The organism is Shewanella inventionis (assembly GCF_019931735.1).
Taxonomy (GTDB): domain Bacteria; phylum Pseudomonadota; class Gammaproteobacteria; order Enterobacterales; family Shewanellaceae; genus Shewanella; species Shewanella inventionis.
In genome coordinates this window covers 1,435,409-1,450,863 of record NZ_CP082926.1, presented here as the reverse complement: position 1 = coordinate 1,450,863, position 15,455 = coordinate 1,435,409, and the positions used below count along the sequence as shown (strand labels likewise).

15 protein-coding genes are annotated in these 15,455 nt (G+C 44.3%); 7 read left to right on the top strand and 8 right to left on the bottom strand.

Annotated features, from left to right (window positions below):
• Positions 1 to 22: 22 nt before the first annotated feature.
• Entirely contained in the window at positions 23 to 799 is a 777-nt protein-coding gene (gene lgt / locus K8B83_RS06625; RefSeq protein WP_223419349.1) for a prolipoprotein diacylglyceryl transferase, read from the bottom strand.
• A 187-nt stretch (positions 800 to 986) separates the two neighbouring features.
• Here lgt and K8B83_RS06620 point away from each other — a divergent pair, with 187 nt between their 5' ends.
• Both K8B83_RS06620 and K8B83_RS06615 read left to right on the top strand, forming a co-directional pair.
• Positions 987 to 1,826 (top strand): pseudouridine synthase family protein, encoded by an 840-nt coding sequence (locus K8B83_RS06620; RefSeq protein WP_223419347.1) that lies wholly within the window; start codon positions 987 to 989, stop codon positions 1,824 to 1,826.
• A 47-nt stretch (positions 1,827 to 1,873) separates the two neighbouring features.
• Positions 1,874 to 2,533 carry a YccT family protein gene (locus tag K8B83_RS06615; RefSeq protein WP_223419346.1) on the top strand — a complete coding sequence of 220 codons (660 nt, stop codon included), beginning with the start codon at positions 1,874 to 1,876 and terminating at the stop codon, positions 2,531 to 2,533.
• A gap of 42 nt (positions 2,534 to 2,575) precedes the next feature.
• Here the strand turns inward: K8B83_RS06615 and ybaK are convergent, their stop codons facing one another.
• Together ybaK and K8B83_RS06605 are read right to left on the bottom strand one after the other, a co-directional pair.
• Entirely contained in the window at positions 2,576 to 3,043 is a 468-nt protein-coding gene (gene ybaK / locus K8B83_RS06610) for a Cys-tRNA(Pro) deacylase (protein WP_223419344.1), read from the bottom strand.
• Between the two features lie 10 nt (positions 3,044 to 3,053).
• The gene (locus K8B83_RS06605) at positions 3,054 to 4,016 is read right to left on the bottom strand and encodes a TDT family transporter (protein WP_223419343.1); all 963 of its coding nucleotides are present in this window, start codon (positions 4,014 to 4,016) and stop codon (positions 3,054 to 3,056) included.
• Positions 4,017 to 4,151: 135 nt separating this feature from the next.
• Between K8B83_RS06605 and K8B83_RS06600 the strand changes: the two genes are divergently transcribed.
• The gene (locus K8B83_RS06600; RefSeq protein WP_223419341.1) at positions 4,152 to 5,054 is read left to right on the top strand and encodes a LysR substrate-binding domain-containing protein; all 903 of its coding nucleotides are present in this window, start codon (positions 4,152 to 4,154) and stop codon (positions 5,052 to 5,054) included.
• 2,250 nt (positions 5,055 to 7,304) lie between these two features.
• Here the strand turns inward: K8B83_RS06600 and K8B83_RS06595 are convergent.
• The 4 genes from K8B83_RS06595 to K8B83_RS06580 form a co-directional block, all read right to left on the bottom strand.
• Complete coding sequence (locus tag K8B83_RS06595; RefSeq protein WP_223419340.1) at positions 7,305 to 8,216, bottom strand: 2OG-Fe(II) oxygenase family protein; 912 nt, start codon at positions 8,214 to 8,216, stop codon at positions 7,305 to 7,307.
• A gap of 508 nt (positions 8,217 to 8,724) precedes the next feature.
• Positions 8,725 to 9,027 (bottom strand): hypothetical protein, encoded by a 303-nt coding sequence (locus K8B83_RS06590; RefSeq protein WP_223419338.1) that lies wholly within the window; start codon positions 9,025 to 9,027, stop codon positions 8,725 to 8,727.
• Positions 9,028 to 9,102: 75 nt separating this feature from the next.
• On the bottom strand, positions 9,103 to 9,804 hold the full coding sequence (locus tag K8B83_RS06585) for a fibrobacter succinogenes major paralogous domain-containing protein (protein ID WP_223419336.1): 702 nt from the start codon (positions 9,802 to 9,804) through the stop codon (positions 9,103 to 9,105).
• A gap of 94 nt (positions 9,805 to 9,898) precedes the next feature.
• Positions 9,899 to 10,798, bottom strand: coding sequence for an AraC family transcriptional regulator (locus K8B83_RS06580; RefSeq protein ID WP_398410455.1), 900 nt, complete (start codon positions 10,796 to 10,798; stop codon positions 9,899 to 9,901).
• Positions 10,799 to 10,973: 175 nt separating this feature from the next.
• On the opposite strand from K8B83_RS06580, the gene K8B83_RS06575 reads away from it, so the two are divergent.
• Both K8B83_RS06575 and K8B83_RS06570 read left to right on the top strand, forming a co-directional pair.
• Entirely contained in the window at positions 10,974 to 11,927 is a 954-nt protein-coding gene (locus tag K8B83_RS06575; RefSeq protein WP_223419333.1) for an SDR family oxidoreductase, read from the top strand.
• Positions 11,928 to 11,971: 44 nt separating this feature from the next.
• The gene (locus K8B83_RS06570; protein ID WP_223419331.1) at positions 11,972 to 12,859 is read left to right on the top strand and encodes a patatin-like phospholipase family protein; all 888 of its coding nucleotides are present in this window, start codon (positions 11,972 to 11,974) and stop codon (positions 12,857 to 12,859) included.
• 124 nt (positions 12,860 to 12,983) lie between these two features.
• On the opposite strand, the gene K8B83_RS06565 is transcribed toward K8B83_RS06570, so the two are convergent.
• The gene (locus K8B83_RS06565) at positions 12,984 to 13,622 is read right to left on the bottom strand and encodes an NAD(P)-dependent oxidoreductase (protein WP_223419329.1); all 639 of its coding nucleotides are present in this window, start codon (positions 13,620 to 13,622) and stop codon (positions 12,984 to 12,986) included.
• 191 nt (positions 13,623 to 13,813) lie between these two features.
• On the opposite strand from K8B83_RS06565, the gene K8B83_RS06560 reads away from it, so the two are divergent.
• Both K8B83_RS06560 and K8B83_RS06555 read left to right on the top strand, forming a co-directional pair.
• Entirely contained in the window at positions 13,814 to 15,328 is a 1,515-nt protein-coding gene (locus K8B83_RS06560; RefSeq protein WP_223419328.1) for a cryptochrome/deoxyribodipyrimidine photo-lyase family protein, read from the top strand.
• Positions 15,282 to 15,452: a DUF2256 domain-containing protein gene (locus K8B83_RS06555; protein WP_398410450.1), complete on the top strand. Its 171-nt coding sequence runs from the start codon at positions 15,282 to 15,284 to the stop codon at positions 15,450 to 15,452. The genes K8B83_RS06560 and K8B83_RS06555 overlap by 47 nt, the downstream gene beginning before the upstream one ends.
• The last annotated feature ends 3 nt before the right edge of the window (positions 15,453 to 15,455 follow it).

The following is a 15,455-nucleotide window of genomic DNA, read 5'->3' as shown; positions in this document are numbered from 1 at the left end:
TTATTAGGTTCACCACCTACGGCTAGCGTTGCTTGCGATAAGCCATCACTAACAACACCACACCAGTTAATAAAAATGGCAAACTTAGCCATTGGCCAGCACTTAACATCGACTCATGGTAAGCAGCCTGGCTGACTTTAACGCTTTCTATCGCAATACGTGCACTAAATACCGACACTAAAAACACCCCAAAAATGGCACCGTGTTTTTGCTTCATATTGGTGTATTTGTATATGGCGTAAAGGCCAATAAAAATCACTAAGTACGCGAGTGACTCATACAGCTGCGCCGGGTGGCGCGGCAACATATCAACCCGTTTAAAAATAACGCCCCAAGGCTGAGTGGTCGGCTCGCCTAAAATTTCAGAGTTAGCAAAGTTAGCCATACGCACAAAAAAGCCAAATATTGCTGTTGCTATGGCTAGACGATCAAGCAAAAACAAAAACGGCAGTTTCACTTGGCGTTGATAATAATACAAGGCCAATATGGCACCTAAACCGCCACCATGGCTGGCTAGACCGCCCTCCCAAATAGCTAATATTTTAAGTGGATTAGCAAAGTAGTAAGCAGGATCATAAAAAACACAGTGGGCTAAGCGTGCACCAACAATAATACCCACAACGCAATACACTAATAAATTATCAAGCGACTCAAGGTCTAAGCCTTCTTTTTTATAAAAGTGCTTCATCACTTGAAAACCCGTCGCAATGGCTAGCGCAAACAGTGCACCGTACCAATGTACAGTTAATCCCATAAACGAGACCAAAACAGGATTAAGATCCCAAACCAAGTGTTCCAAATTTCCTACTCCAAATGAATGCTATGCGTTAACACATTATGCTAAAACAACTTAACCACAGATGATACGTAACTGTAGAGAAAGTTTCATCAATCTGAGTGAGGTAAATTAACAATGAGGCAGTAAATAAGGTAACATTTCATGTTATCGATGCTAAACATCCAGATTGTTAGAGTTAACCCAATTAATGACCAATAAAACCGAATTCCATATTGATATCCTTGAGCAAACTACGGATGCCATTGAGCTTTTGGCGCAAGCAAGTGGTTTAGGTAAGCAAGTATTAAAAGATGCCATGCAAAAAGGCGCTATTTGGCACAGCCATGGTAAACAAACCAACCGTATTCGGCGGGCCAAAAAACCACTGCAAGCGGGCGATAAACTGCACCTTTATTACAATCAACACATACTCGATGAACAAGTCACACCTGCAGAGCTGTTATTTGATGAAACTGACTACAGTGTATGGTACAAGCCTTACGGCATGCGCTGCCAGGGGTCAAAGTGGAGCGACCACACTACCATTAATCGTTTTGCTGAGCTAAACATGCAGCCACAGCGCAATGCATTTATAATTCATCGTCTTGACCGTGCTGCCACAGGGCTATTAATTCTCGGACACAGTAAAAAAGCCACTGCCGCTATCGCTAAATTATTTGAAACGCGCGCATTAGAAAAACACTACGAAGTAATTGTTCACGGCAAGTTTTCCAGTGAAACGGTACAAATTGACACCCCTGTCGATAACAAGCCAGCGCTGTCTCATGCAACATTAATCACTTATCATTCAGGGCTCAATCAATCTAAAGTGCAGGTCAAAATCGACACGGGGCGAAAGCATCAAATTCGCATTCATATGGCCAGCTTAGGCCATCCGGTGGTGGGTGACCGATTACACGGCGAGGCTGATAACACTTCGCCCGACCTTAAATTAACCTCGTGTTATTTTACGTTTAAGTGCCCGTTAACGGCTAAGCAAAAAGTCTTTGAACTGCCTGAAAAGTATCGCCCCCAATTTGCAGAATAATCTGCAATACAGCCAAAGCATTACACCACAAAACCAGGACGCTATTTATGCGATTACTCTTTAGTTTAATAACCTTGTTAATTTGCACAAACACATCTGCCGCCACATTACTGTTACCTGACAATGCCAATACGGTATTGGTAAATGGTGTTGCTACTGAGCAGCAACAAGTTGCCTTAGACATCAACACTCCACAGGGGCTGCAACAAATCGCCTTTCGCTATCATGCCCGCTTTAGAGATCAAGGTAGTCAACATAGCTTTAGCTCAGACGTAATTATTTTGCGTTTTGCCGCGAGTGACCAAGACTATCAATTATCACTACCCAGCATCCGCTCACAAAGCAGTGCGACACAATTTAATCAACAACCACAGATAACCTTAACTAATCAAGCAGGCCAAGCAATTGAGTTTACGCAAGATAAATTGATGAAATCAGGCCTTCAAATAGGCCGTGACTTTGAAACTGAAATAGCTAAGTATAATGCCTCTGGCGCCATCGCAGCCTGGAATGCAGCCTCTGTTGCACTCAAGCCGACAGCGACAACTAACACAAACGCATCGGCAATAGCAGAATCTACAGCACAAGAACTGCATAAAACAGATGCCGTAGTAGATCAACAAGAAGTGAGTAATATGCTTGATTACTGGTACCAAAAAGCAAGCCCACAAACTCAAGCTGAGTTTAAGGCCAGAATAAATCAGTAATGCGCTTTTTATTGGAGGTGTAAAGGGATATATCGCTTTTTATTAGGCGCAAATATCGGCAAATGTCGCATTGAGTAGGCGTTGTAAATCATCGGGTTTAAGTGAAATATCTAAACCCCTTTTGCCGGCGCTGACATAAATGTGCTCAAATTGCAGTGCAGAAGCGTCAATCACCGTGGCTAAGCGTCTTTTTTGTCCTAATGGGCTTACGCCGCCAAGTACATAACCGCTGGAACGCTCAACCGCTATTGCCTCAGCCATATGGGCTTTTTTAGCCCCCGCGGCTTTGGCCATTAACTTCATGCTCAACATCGAAGACACTGGCACTACTGCCACCGCTAATTTTTGATTATCAAGGCTCACCACCAAGGTTTTAAAGACTTGCTCGGCTGGCAACGCTAATTTTTGTGCAGCCTCTAAGCCATAGGACTCGCTACTGGCATCATGTTGATACTCGTGCACCTTAAAATCAATCTTGTGCTTTTTGGTTATATCAATGGCTGGGGTCATAACCACTCACTTATGCAGAAACTAGTTTTCTGGGCTGATAAAAATGTAAATAACGCATACAAACATAACTGACAACCACAGTCGCAACAACTAATTCAAACTCAGCTAAACCTCGCACCTGGGCAATATATTCTGCGCCAACATCCATGCTTTGCATCCAATCTGCCACTTTAAATAATGCCGTAGCCCCTATCACCATCGGGAAGGTAAATGCAGCATAACCAGGGCTAAACGGTAAACGCATCAGTTTAAAAAATGATAAATAAATAATGCTAGTCATCAACACACCAATACCAAATAACAAACCAATAATCACCGGTGACGGCTGTGAGCTAATGGTTAAATAGCCTGCTAACGATAAACTTGCTGGCGCGGCTAAAACGGCTAATGTCGGCTTAGCGGCATCTGGCACTTGCTCGGTAAACATTAGCCGATAAATCATCATAGGTAACATCACCGCATAACTTAGCATGCCAAAAACAAGTGCCGATTGAGCCACCCACATTAAGTGCGCATTGCCCGAAAAAGACACATCGGCAACCACTATCCCAATCGGCGGAATAAACCAACTGGGTATCATTTGGCATAATGAAAACTGCTTACTGCGATGATAAATAAACCCGACTAAAAAGCTGATGTGCAGTATGACCGCAAAGCACCACAATAAATCACCGGCCATGGCTGAGGCATAACCCAGCGAATTAGACACCACCATCAATGCCATGGCAAAAGTCGGCACCACACTGCCCACCACAGGATGGGCAACATCCTGGCGCAGTAGATCATGATGTAATACAAATTTACTGGCTAATATCAGCAATAACACACTGGCAATCGCGGCGCTAATCCATTGGCCATAGTGTTGTAAATCAACAGCGTTCTCCCAGCTCCAGCCTAAACTGGCAATACCTAACGCTAGCCCCGCCATAGGTGTAGGCACACCGACTATTTTTCGTTTTACTCTGTTTACCATAACAACCTCAACGGCACTGTCCGCGACATACCGTTATATTACGCTTGCACTTTGTTTACATATATCCAATTATATAAAACACATGTTCAGAAAAACTAAACACCTAGCCCACTATTATTTACCCAAACCAATATTATGAATATCTCACTCAAACAACTTAACGTGTTTAGCAGCATTACACAGCACAACACCTTAACAGCCGCAGCCGAGGCTTTGTATTTATCTAAGGCGGCTGTGAGCATGGCGCTCGCTGAATTAGAAAAGCAGTTGGGCCATCCGCTGTTTGACCGGGTCAATAACCGCTTAATTCTCAACCAAGAAGGTCACAAGCTATTACCACTTGCTGATGAGCTGCTTAGTAGAGCAAATAACATCAGCCAATTGTTTGATGCAGACCACGCTTTTTCAGGTCAGTTGAAAATCGGTGCCAGTGATACCGTCGGTAATCATGTGGTTCCGGGGTTGCTAAGCCAATTTAGGCAACAATCACAGCATTTTTCGCAAAGCGTGGTGATTTCTAACTCACGATTAATTTGTCAAAAGCTGCTCGATTACGAGTTAGACATTGGCCTTATTGAAGGTAAAAGCCATCACCCAGAATTAGTTGCCCATCAGTTTAGTCACGATCAAATGTGCATTATTGCTGCACCTCATATAGCTATAAGTCAGCAAACGCAATGTGTATTTAGCGATTTAGAACAATCACAATGGGTATTACGCGAGGCGGGCTCAGGCTCAAGGGAGTTTTTTTTACGCACTATTGCACCGCAAATTGAGGCTTGGCATGAGGTGTTTGAGCTCAATACCACTGAAGCGCTTATTAACAGTGTCGCGGCAGGATTAGGTTTAGGGTGCTTATCGACGTTAGCCGCGCAGTACGCCATTAATGATGGCCGAGTCACTCAACTGCAATTACCTCACAATAATAATACGCTCAATATGCAACGCCCCTTTTGGCTAGTAGTGCACAAAGACAAATACCACAGCCCGTTGTTAACAAGCTTTATTGCCTTTTGCCATCAATGGGGTAATACATAATGCGCGTAGGGTTCTCGTTCTATGATTTATGGCCTGCGGCCACTAACGTCGTGGCGCTTCGCCCATTGCAAAGAATAAGACTGTAAGGTTTTATTTGGCTTCAACATGGCATTCACTTACCGACACGCACTAGTACATCCATGTAGCTCGACCGACCCGTCCGTGGGTCGGACGGTCGGCTCGCAAACCACCATGATGAAGCTGTAAATGTTTGTCTTATCTGCAGCTTTTAAAGGCTCAGTTTAGTGAAAGACATGCGTTGCACAGAATAAATTTTATCGTGTATTACATTTCCCATATCTTAATCGGTCAGATGTGCGTGAAAGGCCATAGCCAGCTCACGTATCCTTTTGTAAAAAGCCTTCAACGACCCCAAGTTCTAAGTCGAATTTGCACATTTGAAACTAATACCAATTCCACTAAAGCTTGTGATCCCACTATTGCTTGAGCCATGGCTATAACGGTGAATTGACAAAATATCCTTGGTATCCATCAACTTATTATCAATTGCTTCCAGCTAATTTGGCTAAATAGATTATACTTTAAAAAAATATTGCCACCCATTTTTTGGAAAATAACTTTACCCGTTCTCATTGTGAGACATCGTCGATGTGCTCAACTCATCATTTTTTATCAATATGGCTAAAATATTATCGTTAAATGAGTGGTTTATTCATCATTTGCAGAATTCAACACAGCAGAGGACCTTGATATCAATCAAGCATAAGAAGAATTGTAATTTGATTGGGGATGATCAACTATTGTGGGTGGCCATATTTATTGTTTACAGTTATATGCTTTGCAATAGGCGAGGCGCCACGACGTTAGTGGCCGCAGGCCATAAGTACAAAAGTACAAGCAAACACCTGGATCCCGGCTCAAAAGCGTTGCCGGGACGACGACAAAGCAGCTAACAAGCTTCTATCCAAAAATACGTTAGATACCTCAGCTTGAAATGCCTAAATTCAACTCTGAACTTGAGGCCGTTGAAGAAAATGACGTGAGCTAGCCATGGATGGCGAGCTAGCTTTAGAGGGGAAGGGACGCCCCATCTGAAGCGTTAGCATTTTCGAATAAGGCCAAAGAACACTCAGACGAAGTTAAAAGCTGGATCTGACCACGTCGCGAAATTATCGCTTTTCAGATAATTTTGATGTGGCGGCTGGGAGTTCCAAGAGGGAACAGCCGTTGGTTTCCTCTTGGTCTGGTGTGGGCGAAGCGCCACGACGTTATTGGCCGCAGGCCATAAAGAACAAAACACCTGGATCCCGGCTCAAGAGCATTACCGGGACGACACAGTATTTGGCCGCGCAGGGGGGGGATTGCTGTCTCAAGTGTTAGTGGCCGAAAACCATAAAAAGCAAAACACCTGTGTCCCGGCTCAAAAGCATTGCCGGGACGACGTTCAATTAACCTGCATTAGTTGGTCATTTACGACCCTAATCTGCAATGTGTGAAGCGCCACGACGTTAGTGGCCGCTGGCCATAAGTACAAAAGTAAAAGCAAACACCTGGATCCCGGCTAAAAAGCATTGCCGGGACGACGAGAAAATCGCTAACAAGCTTCTATCCAAAAATGCGTTAGATCTTCCAATTACAAATAAGGTAGAATCGAAGATAACTATACGGCCGATGTAATCGCGGCTATGACCTTCGAAAACATGGATGTTTTCGCAGAGCGCCCATGGATGGGTTTACCGCGTGTCATAGAAGTGATTTCATTTGAGTATCGTTGCCTAAAACCTCAATTTAGTCATATTTGAATTTTTATAAATTTTGCATCCAAAAATGCGTTAGATAGCATCTAAAGTAGCGACTTACTTTCATTGGACACTCTTTCTCTGGTGGGCGAAGCGCCACGACGTTAGAGGCCGCAGGCCATAAGTACAAAAGAACAAAAGAACAAAAACAAACACCTGGATCCCGGCTCAAAAACATTGCCGGGAAGACGTTCAATTAACCTGCATTAGTTGTTCATTTACGACCCTAATCTGCAATGGTCGAGGCGCCACGACGCTAGTGGCCGCAGGCCATAAGTACAAAAGTAAAAGCAAACACCTGGATCCCGGCTTAAAAGCATTGCCGGGACGACGATTAAATTAACCTGCGTTAGTTGGTAATTTACGACCCTAATCTGGTGTGGGCTAAGCGCCACGACGCTAGTGGCCGCAGGCCATAAAAAAGAGTCCCGGCTCAAAGTAATGCCGGGACAAAGTGAGGGGGTATATTTAACCTTTTGCCATAAACTAGTTAAAACGGGGCAAAACTATCCAGTGCAGCCGTTGGTGTTGTCCAACGTTCGCTTGCATCTATGGCTGGTCGCTTAGCACCTTGTGGTGGTATTTGGCCTCGGTCGCCATATAGCCACAACACAAAGTTAGTGCGCTCGCCACTTGTTATTGGCTGAGCAGCATGAACCACATTGCCACGGTGGATCATCGCAGTACCTGATTTAAAGGTTAAGCTATGTTTTTGCCCTGAAGCCAAATCAAAAAAGTCGACCGCAGAACCGGTAAAGGCTTCGTCTGGCAAATTTAAGTTAATGTTTAATGTGACCGCCGATGCATCCGTATGAGGACGAATAGAGCTGTCAGTATTTGGCTGATAATGAATCGAAAAACCAAATGTTTGCGTGTCGTACCCCATAATTTCAGGAAATAGCATCCGCGCGATTGGGCGCATATAAGTATTTAACATTTCACGATAAAATGCTTGGAAATTTGGTGCGGCAAGGTAGCCTTCTGAGCGGCTGTCGAGCATAGCACCACGGCGATTAAGCACAATGCCATAAGGTGGACGCAATGGAATTTGTGCATCCCATACGCGCTCTAAATATTCACGCAAATCCGCTAGGCGCTCAGGGTCGAAAAACTGCAACTCAAATACACCAGGTGCCACTTCTTGCAGCAGCTCTTTAACTGCCACTTCTTTACTTGGGTCTTGCCATGCTTGAGTGACCGCATCACGTAAACGTTTATCAAGTAATGAACTGTCGAGTGTAAGTAAGATATCTTGCTCGGATTGTTGCCACTCGTTCCAGGCATCACTGAACAATGCTTTATGGGTATGCCAAAACTGATGTACTGATGGATCGCGGCGTAACATGGCTTCTCTTGACGGTAATGCAATGGCACGCGCTTGCTGTAATTGATTAAATGACATAATGAGTAACACTCCTATTCTGTGGCTCGATGATCACTATCACCTTGCGAGGAGCTCAATTTATTACATCTATTTACATGAATAAATAACACGTTCAAGCAAACAGAATTAAGATTTTATTTATAATAGCGTTAATATAGGCATTGGTTTTAACTGTTTTTCTAGCTCGAACTCCATTACTCTTGAGCTTTCAAGGTGTTAACTACCACCTGAGACAATGCGTCAAATGCACGGTGAACAGACTCAAATAACCCAATAATATTGTCGAACTTAGGATTAGCCAGGATTGTGCCTGTGAGTAATTAACCACATCAGAGTAAATTTGGGGTATCTATACCCAATCAGGATAAATAGGCGATCAGAGGTTGCGTAGAAAATCGCTTAGAATAAGGCAGAATTGCAGCGTGCGTGTTCTACCTTCAACATTTCTAACGACGTTAAAAGCGGTTTTAACCAGCAAGAATGATCACATTTTTGTGCTGATTATTAATTAGTATAAATGCGCTTGCTAGCCGGCAGGAGTCAATAGCCTCATCCACTCATCCGTATTCGCTAAAATGAATGTTTTTATCTGGTTATCTGTAAACGTTAACTCAATGGCATCAGTAGAGAGAGGTAAAATCCCAGCACCTTTGGCCATAGATTTTTTAACCTTGATGATGTGAGAGAGTTCAAATGTGTATGGGCCAAGGCCAAGCTGTTTATTGTATGGTTCGAAATTGATATGTGATGTGGTCAGAGTGAGTTTACCATCTGACTTAGCAACCCCAGCTTGCAGTGTTGTTGTAACAGACTTAATTACATTTTCCATGTCATCCTCCTCAAAGCGCTAAAGCTTGATGTGTTTGCGTTTCTCACAAAGCTTCTGGTTTAACGTAAACCCGCATTAAATTCTGACACACCTCACCGAAAACATATACTCTTTTGAGCTGGTCGCACGGCGGATTTCAGTTTTATGCGCATTCCACCACGAGTATGCAAGTGTGCGAATAATAGCTTGGTTATCGGTTGCACTGGTTGCGGTCCAAAACTCGGTGTACGCCCCCTGTGTAATGTAAAACCCGTTCCATTTAACGCCTGCAGGTCTTGCAAAAAACTGCTGTTTATTGACTAGCGATGGTTCGAATGTAGTAAATAGCCCATCAGCTTGAGTCTCTTTTAACTGTAAACCAATATTCTGCTCACCGCCGCGCCAACCGTTTTTGTGCACCTCTGCTTCAGGCATGCCTAAGGTGCGCTCTAGAACTTTCCAATCTTCATCGGTGGCAACTCGCCAGCCCGCAGGGCAAAGGTTTCGTTCATCTGACACATCATGCCAGTTGTACAAGCGGCCGTATGTTAATAGGTTTGCCGCATCATCATTTGGCACTGCGCCCGAACGTACTGCAGAGCCATCTTGAAACTGAGTGCTGCGAAGGTTTTCAGCAAGCCAAACTTGATCGCCAATACTCACAGTGCGATACACATTACCTTCTCTGTCTTGAACTGTATTGTCGAGTTTATGTAACTCGCTGTTGATACCGCTGGCCGATGCCGCTGTTGATGCCATGACCATGCTTACTCCTATCGATAAGATGAGTTGTTTCATAATGAGTCCCCTGCTTTACCTTTAAGCAGACAACTTTAACGCTCAAATCAGTATCAAACTAGGCGATATACTGTCTAAAACATGCCTATTTGTATCAATGTGCGATTTTAGCTTCTAACTCGAGTAAGGGGGTTGAATGACTCCATTGCTTAGGCGACTTGCCATACATACGCTTAAATTCTCGACTAAATTGCGACGAGCTGACATAACCTACCTTCATCGCAGCTTCACTGACATTCATACCGGTGGCGATTCTCATGGCAGCATTGTTAAGGCGCATCGATTTCATAAATTGAATAGGCGACATTCTGGTGGCTTGTTTAAATTTACGATGAAAGACCGCCCGGCTCATGCCCACTAACGAGGCTAAATTATCTATGGTGACATTTTTATCCAGGTTAACAGATAAATAATCAATAGAGCGCGCAATCTCATTACCCACACCAAACGCCCGTCTGGCTGAAATCCCTGCGTCCCCTTTTAATACGGCGTAGTACAGCTCTCGCAATCGGCTTTCGCCTAGTATTGAGGCATCCGAGGTGCCATCAAGTTGCAATAGTCTCAGTAGCGCATCCGCAAAGGTGTCATCCCAGTTTGCAAGAGAAAGCCCTTGTGGCTGTGTGCTGCTTTTAGGTTGTTTAATGGTACCAATGGTATTTTCCATTTCGATAGCAAGCTCTGTCATTACTTTAGTATTCAGTGAGATGTAAACACCCAGTAGTGGCTCATCGACTGAGGCTTCTGGCGTGCCTGCCTCTACGGGCAAAGAAACGGTGCAACACATGTACTGGCTGTTGTCGTAGATATACCTTTCGCCTTCAAGAATCGCCTCTTTTTTGCCATTCAAAATGACGATGATGGTGGGATCATAAACCGCTGGCGAGCATGGAATGGCCTGAGTGACCCTGAACAAACTGACCCCTTTTATACTGGTTTCAATCATACCCTCACCAGTAATGCGTTTTTCGACTAACTGCTTTATTTTTTGTCTCATCACTTTTACCTAAAAACAAAATTGATACAAATAGGCATATTTTAGACACTAATACGCCTATTTTAAGCCAAAATTGAGAGATATAGTACATTCAAGATAACGATACTACCGCAAAAAGCAACATGCAAATGAATTAACGGTGATATCGCAGGGCATCACAACACAGGTAACGATTATGACAAATATGCTAACAAAACAATTTGGTAAAAAAGGTTGGACCCCAGAGCGTATTGGCTCACTTAAGGGGAAAACCTATGTGATCACTGGCGCCAACAGCGGCGCAGGCTTTGAGGCATCTCGCATTTTGCTGAGTAAAGGTGCCAAGGTTGTGATGATGAACCGAAACCCTGATAAGTCAGCAACGGCCATTGAGGCGCTAAAATTGTCTCTAGGCCAGCACATTGACGTAAGTTTTATTCAGGTCGATTTAGGTGAGCTAGGCTCGGTGCGCACTGCGGCAAACGAGTTACTTAACTTAACGCCGTCAATCGATGCGCTTATCTGTAATGGCGCCATTGCACAGGTAGCAAAGCAACAAATAACCGTTGATGGTTTTGAAAGCCAACTCGGGGTCAATCACTTTGGTCACTTTTTGCTTTGCGGGCTGTTGTTTGATCGTATCAATGAGTCAAAGGGTCGCATTGTGATGGTGGGTAGCAACGCTTACAAGATGGGCCTTAAGCGCATTAAATTTGAAGACCTCAACTTTGACAACAAATACACCGCTTGGGACTCATACGCACAAAGTAAACTGGCACAAATGATGTTTGGTTACGAACTACAGCGTCGTATAAAAGCGGCAGGCAAAAACGTAGAGGTACAAGTGTGTCACCCAGGCGCTTCTCGCACAAACTTGCTAAAAGATACTGCCAGTACATTTAACAAAATTTTATGGGCGGTGATGTCTCGGGTTATAGCACAATCTGCAGAAAAAGGCGCATGGCCAGAGGTGATGTGTGCAACAGAGCAAGGGCTGCAATCGGCTGCGCTTTATGGCCCGACTAAACGCGCCAATACTGTTGGGCCGGTGGATCAAAATAAACTCGATAGCATCGCACTTAATCAAGACATGGCAGCCAAACTGTGGACGCTATCGTTAGACAAAACATCACTAAACTGGTCGCTTTAATCTAAAAACGATCGCATAAAGCGCTTGGAGAAAGTGATTTGCACATGTCTTTCAATATGTTTAACACCATAGTGCTAGCCATTGTCACTGTGTTTTTAATGGCTTGCGCATCACCTAATGTCTATAACGATCTTAATGCCACTTCACCCAATATACATACACAGCATAAGCTGGGCATTGCTTTTGGTGGTGGCGGTGTGCGCGGCTTTATGCATTTGGGGGTGATAAAAGCGTTAGAAGAAGAAGGAATAAAACCCGATGTAGTCAGTGGCACCTCTGCAGGCTCCATCGCCGCCATTTTATACGCATCAGGAATGAGCAATAATGCGATGCAAGCGGCCATTGAGGACATAGAAATGTCTGATATTGCTGATTTTGTGTTGTCGTCAAAGGGGCTAGTTAACGGCAAAAGACTATCCGATTGGGTTAACGCACAAGTGGACTATGACAATCTTGCCGATATGCCGATGCCCGTTGCGGTTACCGCAACCAACATGACCACACACAAAACGGTGATCATTCGCTCTGGCGATCCGGGCCATGCAGCACAAACTTCATCAACGATCCCGGGAGTGTTTATTCCGGTTGAGCACCAGGGGGATATTTTGATCGACGGTGGGGTTTTCAGTGTTGTGCCGGTTTATGCTGCCAAAACCTTAGGCGCCAAAAGGGTTATTGCTGTCGACATTTATTGTCACAACCAAACTCAAGGCCAAAGTGAAACATCGGCAACTCAGTTAACCCTCGCCGTATTTAGAATGCAAAGCTGTAGACTGTCGAAGCAAGAAATAAAGAGCGCAGACATCATAATAGCCCCAACTTATGAACCCAATGGCAGTGCAGCATTTGATGATAAAGCCGCTGCGATTCATGCTGGTTACACGGCAACTAAGGCAGTGATACCGCAGATAAAAGCATTACTCTTAAATTAAGCATTTGTGATATTTACATCGATATAGGTTTCAAGAGACGTAGCTCATGTTCAGCGAACGATAAAGATCAGACCTAATAAAGCACAAAACAGGCCTTTTTGGCCTGTTTTGATTAAGCATCCACTTAGTAAGCAACACTTATACGTTGGTTAATATGCTTGGCATTTTCGGCTTCATCAACCATGGCTTTAGCAAAGTCCACAACGGAAACGCGGCTTTGACCTGCGGCATCGGTAAAGAATTCATCACCGCCCAAACGATATGGTGCTTCAGACTCACCCGGGAAAATCATTGCTGCTGGGCTAACAAAGGTCCAGTTTATCGCAGACTTGGTTGCACGAAATGCTGCTAATGCTTCACCTTGCGCAATGGCTTCAGCCTTGTATTCCTCAGGAAACTCAGGTGTTGATACCAACGTCACCCCTGGTGCCACTTCTAGGCTACCTGCTCCACCAACCCACAATAAACGTGGCGAGCCTGCTTGCGGTAAATATTGCAATAACTGAGCTGCAGTTTGAGCTACAACGTCATGATTTTGTGCTGCACGGCCACTGACCGAGGCGATGACCACATCAACATCAGCAAAAGCAGTTGCAACGTTTTGTGCTGTCATTTGAGTAATATCAAGGGTTCGCACGTTAATATCTTGGGTCACTTTGCTGGCGTCACGAACAACGGCAACCACGTCATGACCACGACCAATCGCTTCCTGGGTAATTGTGCCACCAATCCAACCTGTTGCGCCTAATACTGCTAGTTTCATGTTTTGTCTCACTCTATTAATTAACGATGGAGCCAGTTTATAAGCAATCATTAACGAGATAAATAACACCTATTGCGCATGATTGTTTCAAATATAGACACAAACGAAACTATATTTTCCCACCTAAAAGCAATCTAAACCCCGAGTTAACACGTATCTCATTACTCATTCAGCATGAGATTTTTGCCACCATGGCCGACACGACCAAACAAGCTATTAATATCGTCTGGTTTAAACGCGACTTGCGTTTGTCTGATCACCAGCCGCTTGTCGATGCGTTTAATCATGATTTACCCTGTTTGCTGATTTATACCTTTGAGCCATTTATGTTAGCCGACGCCCATTACAACGAACGCCATTGGCGTTTTGTGTGGCAGTCATTGCAGGATATGAATCAACAGCTAAATCGATTTAAAGGCCAGATCTACATCTTTGACCTGCCGATCATCGACCTGCTGCAAGCGTTGCATCAACAGTTTGAAATAAAAAATATTTATAGTCATCAAGAGATAGGTTTGCACAACAGTTTTGAGCGCGATAAAGCCGTAGCACACTGGTGTAATCAACAACATATTCATTGGCAACAATCCCCCACAGGCGCCGTGGTTCGAGGGCGTAAACATCGCATTGCCTGGGATCAACATTGGCAACAAGTCGTGAACAGCCCTATTGCGATCCCTCAATGGCAGCAATGCCAGATACAAACACTCAATCACTATCAAGCTCCCACGCTTGATGATGCCATCACCACCCCCAATGACCAGTTTCAATCTGGAGGACCTAAGGCGGCCAGAGCAATACTGAACAGTTTTTTGACTCACAGAGGTAAAAACTACCAGCGCAGCATTTCTAGCCCGAGCTTAAGCCGTACTCATTGCTCACGCTTATCGCCGTATTTAGCTTGGGGAAACATCAGTTTAAAGCAGGTATATCAAGCCACATTAACACGCTACAACGAGGCTAAAAATACAAACAAGGCGTGGAGAAAACCCTTACTCGCCATGATGTCGCGCCTGCACTGGCATTGTCATTTTATGCAAAAATTTGAAAGCCAATGCAGTATGGAATTTACCCCAGTAAATCCTGGATATCTTGATTATCCCTACCGCACTGATAGCCAAGTACAACATGATCTTCAGCGCTGGGCAGAAGGCCAAACCGGCATTCCGATTATTGATGCCTGCATGCGTTGTTTACGCCAAACTGGCTACATTAACTTTAGAATGCGCGCCATGTTGGTTAGTTTTGTGACCCACCATCTTAATATTGCTTGGCAACATGCAAGCTTACCTTTGGCTAATTATTTTCTCGATTTTGAGCCAGGTATTCACTACCCACAACTGCAAATGCAGGCTTCTGTCACAGGCATTAACACCATCAGACTGTATAACCCCATTAAACAGTCACAGGATCAGGACCCTAACGGTGAGTTTATTCGTCAGTGGTGCCCCGAGCTTAACAACTTACCCAATGACTATATCCACCAGCCATGGTTACAGCCGCCCATGGAGGCGATTTTTAACGACATCGTTCTAGGCCGTGACTACCCCGAACCTATGATTGATTTAACTGTGGCATCACAAACTGCCCGCGATCGCTTATGGTCATATCGTGAACAACCACAAGTTAAACAACATATTGCGGCAGTGTTAAACCGCCATGTGCGTCCAAAAGCCAAACGTACGAGCCATCGCCATGACACATAAAAAACCTCATCTGCCACACAAAGTCTGCGTTGTGTGCCAACAACCTTTTGCCTGGCGTAAAAAATGGGCTAAAGACTGGGAAAACGTTAAATATTGTTCTGAACGCTGTCGCCGGCACCAATAATTA

Bases quoted from the DNA above. Each gene is read 5' to 3' on its own strand.
- K8B83_RS06620 (WP_223419347.1), top strand. From the start codon at position 987: ATGACCAATAAAACCGAATTCCATATTGATATCCTTGAGCAAACTACG.
- K8B83_RS06615 (WP_223419346.1), top strand. From the start codon at position 1,874: ATGCGATTACTCTTTAGTTTAATAACCTTGTTAATTTGCACAAACACA.
- ybaK (WP_223419344.1), bottom strand. From the start codon at position 3,043: ATGACCCCAGCCATTGATATAACCAAAAAGCACAAGATTGATTTTAAG.
- K8B83_RS06605 (WP_223419343.1), bottom strand. From the start codon at position 4,016: ATGGTAAACAGAGTAAAACGAAAAATAGTCGGTGTGCCTACACCTATG.
- K8B83_RS06600 (WP_223419341.1), top strand. From the start codon at position 4,152: ATGAATATCTCACTCAAACAACTTAACGTGTTTAGCAGCATTACACAG.
- K8B83_RS06595 (WP_223419340.1), bottom strand. From the start codon at position 8,216: ATGTCATTTAATCAATTACAGCAAGCGCGTGCCATTGCATTACCGTCA.
- K8B83_RS06590 (WP_223419338.1), bottom strand. From the start codon at position 9,027: ATGGAAAATGTAATTAAGTCTGTTACAACAACACTGCAAGCTGGGGTT.
- K8B83_RS06585 (WP_223419336.1), bottom strand. From the start codon at position 9,804: ATGAAACAACTCATCTTATCGATAGGAGTAAGCATGGTCATGGCATCA.
- K8B83_RS06580 (WP_398410455.1), bottom strand. From the start codon at position 10,798: ATGAGACAAAAAATAAAGCAGTTAGTCGAAAAACGCATTACTGGTGAG.
- K8B83_RS06575 (WP_223419333.1), top strand. From the start codon at position 10,974: ATGACAAATATGCTAACAAAACAATTTGGTAAAAAAGGTTGGACCCCA.
- K8B83_RS06570 (WP_223419331.1), top strand. From the start codon at position 11,972: ATGTCTTTCAATATGTTTAACACCATAGTGCTAGCCATTGTCACTGTG.
- K8B83_RS06565 (WP_223419329.1), bottom strand. From the start codon at position 13,622: ATGAAACTAGCAGTATTAGGCGCAACAGGTTGGATTGGTGGCACAATT.
- K8B83_RS06560 (WP_223419328.1), top strand. From the start codon at position 13,814: ATGGCCGACACGACCAAACAAGCTATTAATATCGTCTGGTTTAAACGC.
- K8B83_RS06555 (WP_398410450.1), top strand. From the start codon at position 15,282: ATGTGCGTCCAAAAGCCAAACGTACGAGCCATCGCCATGACACATAAA.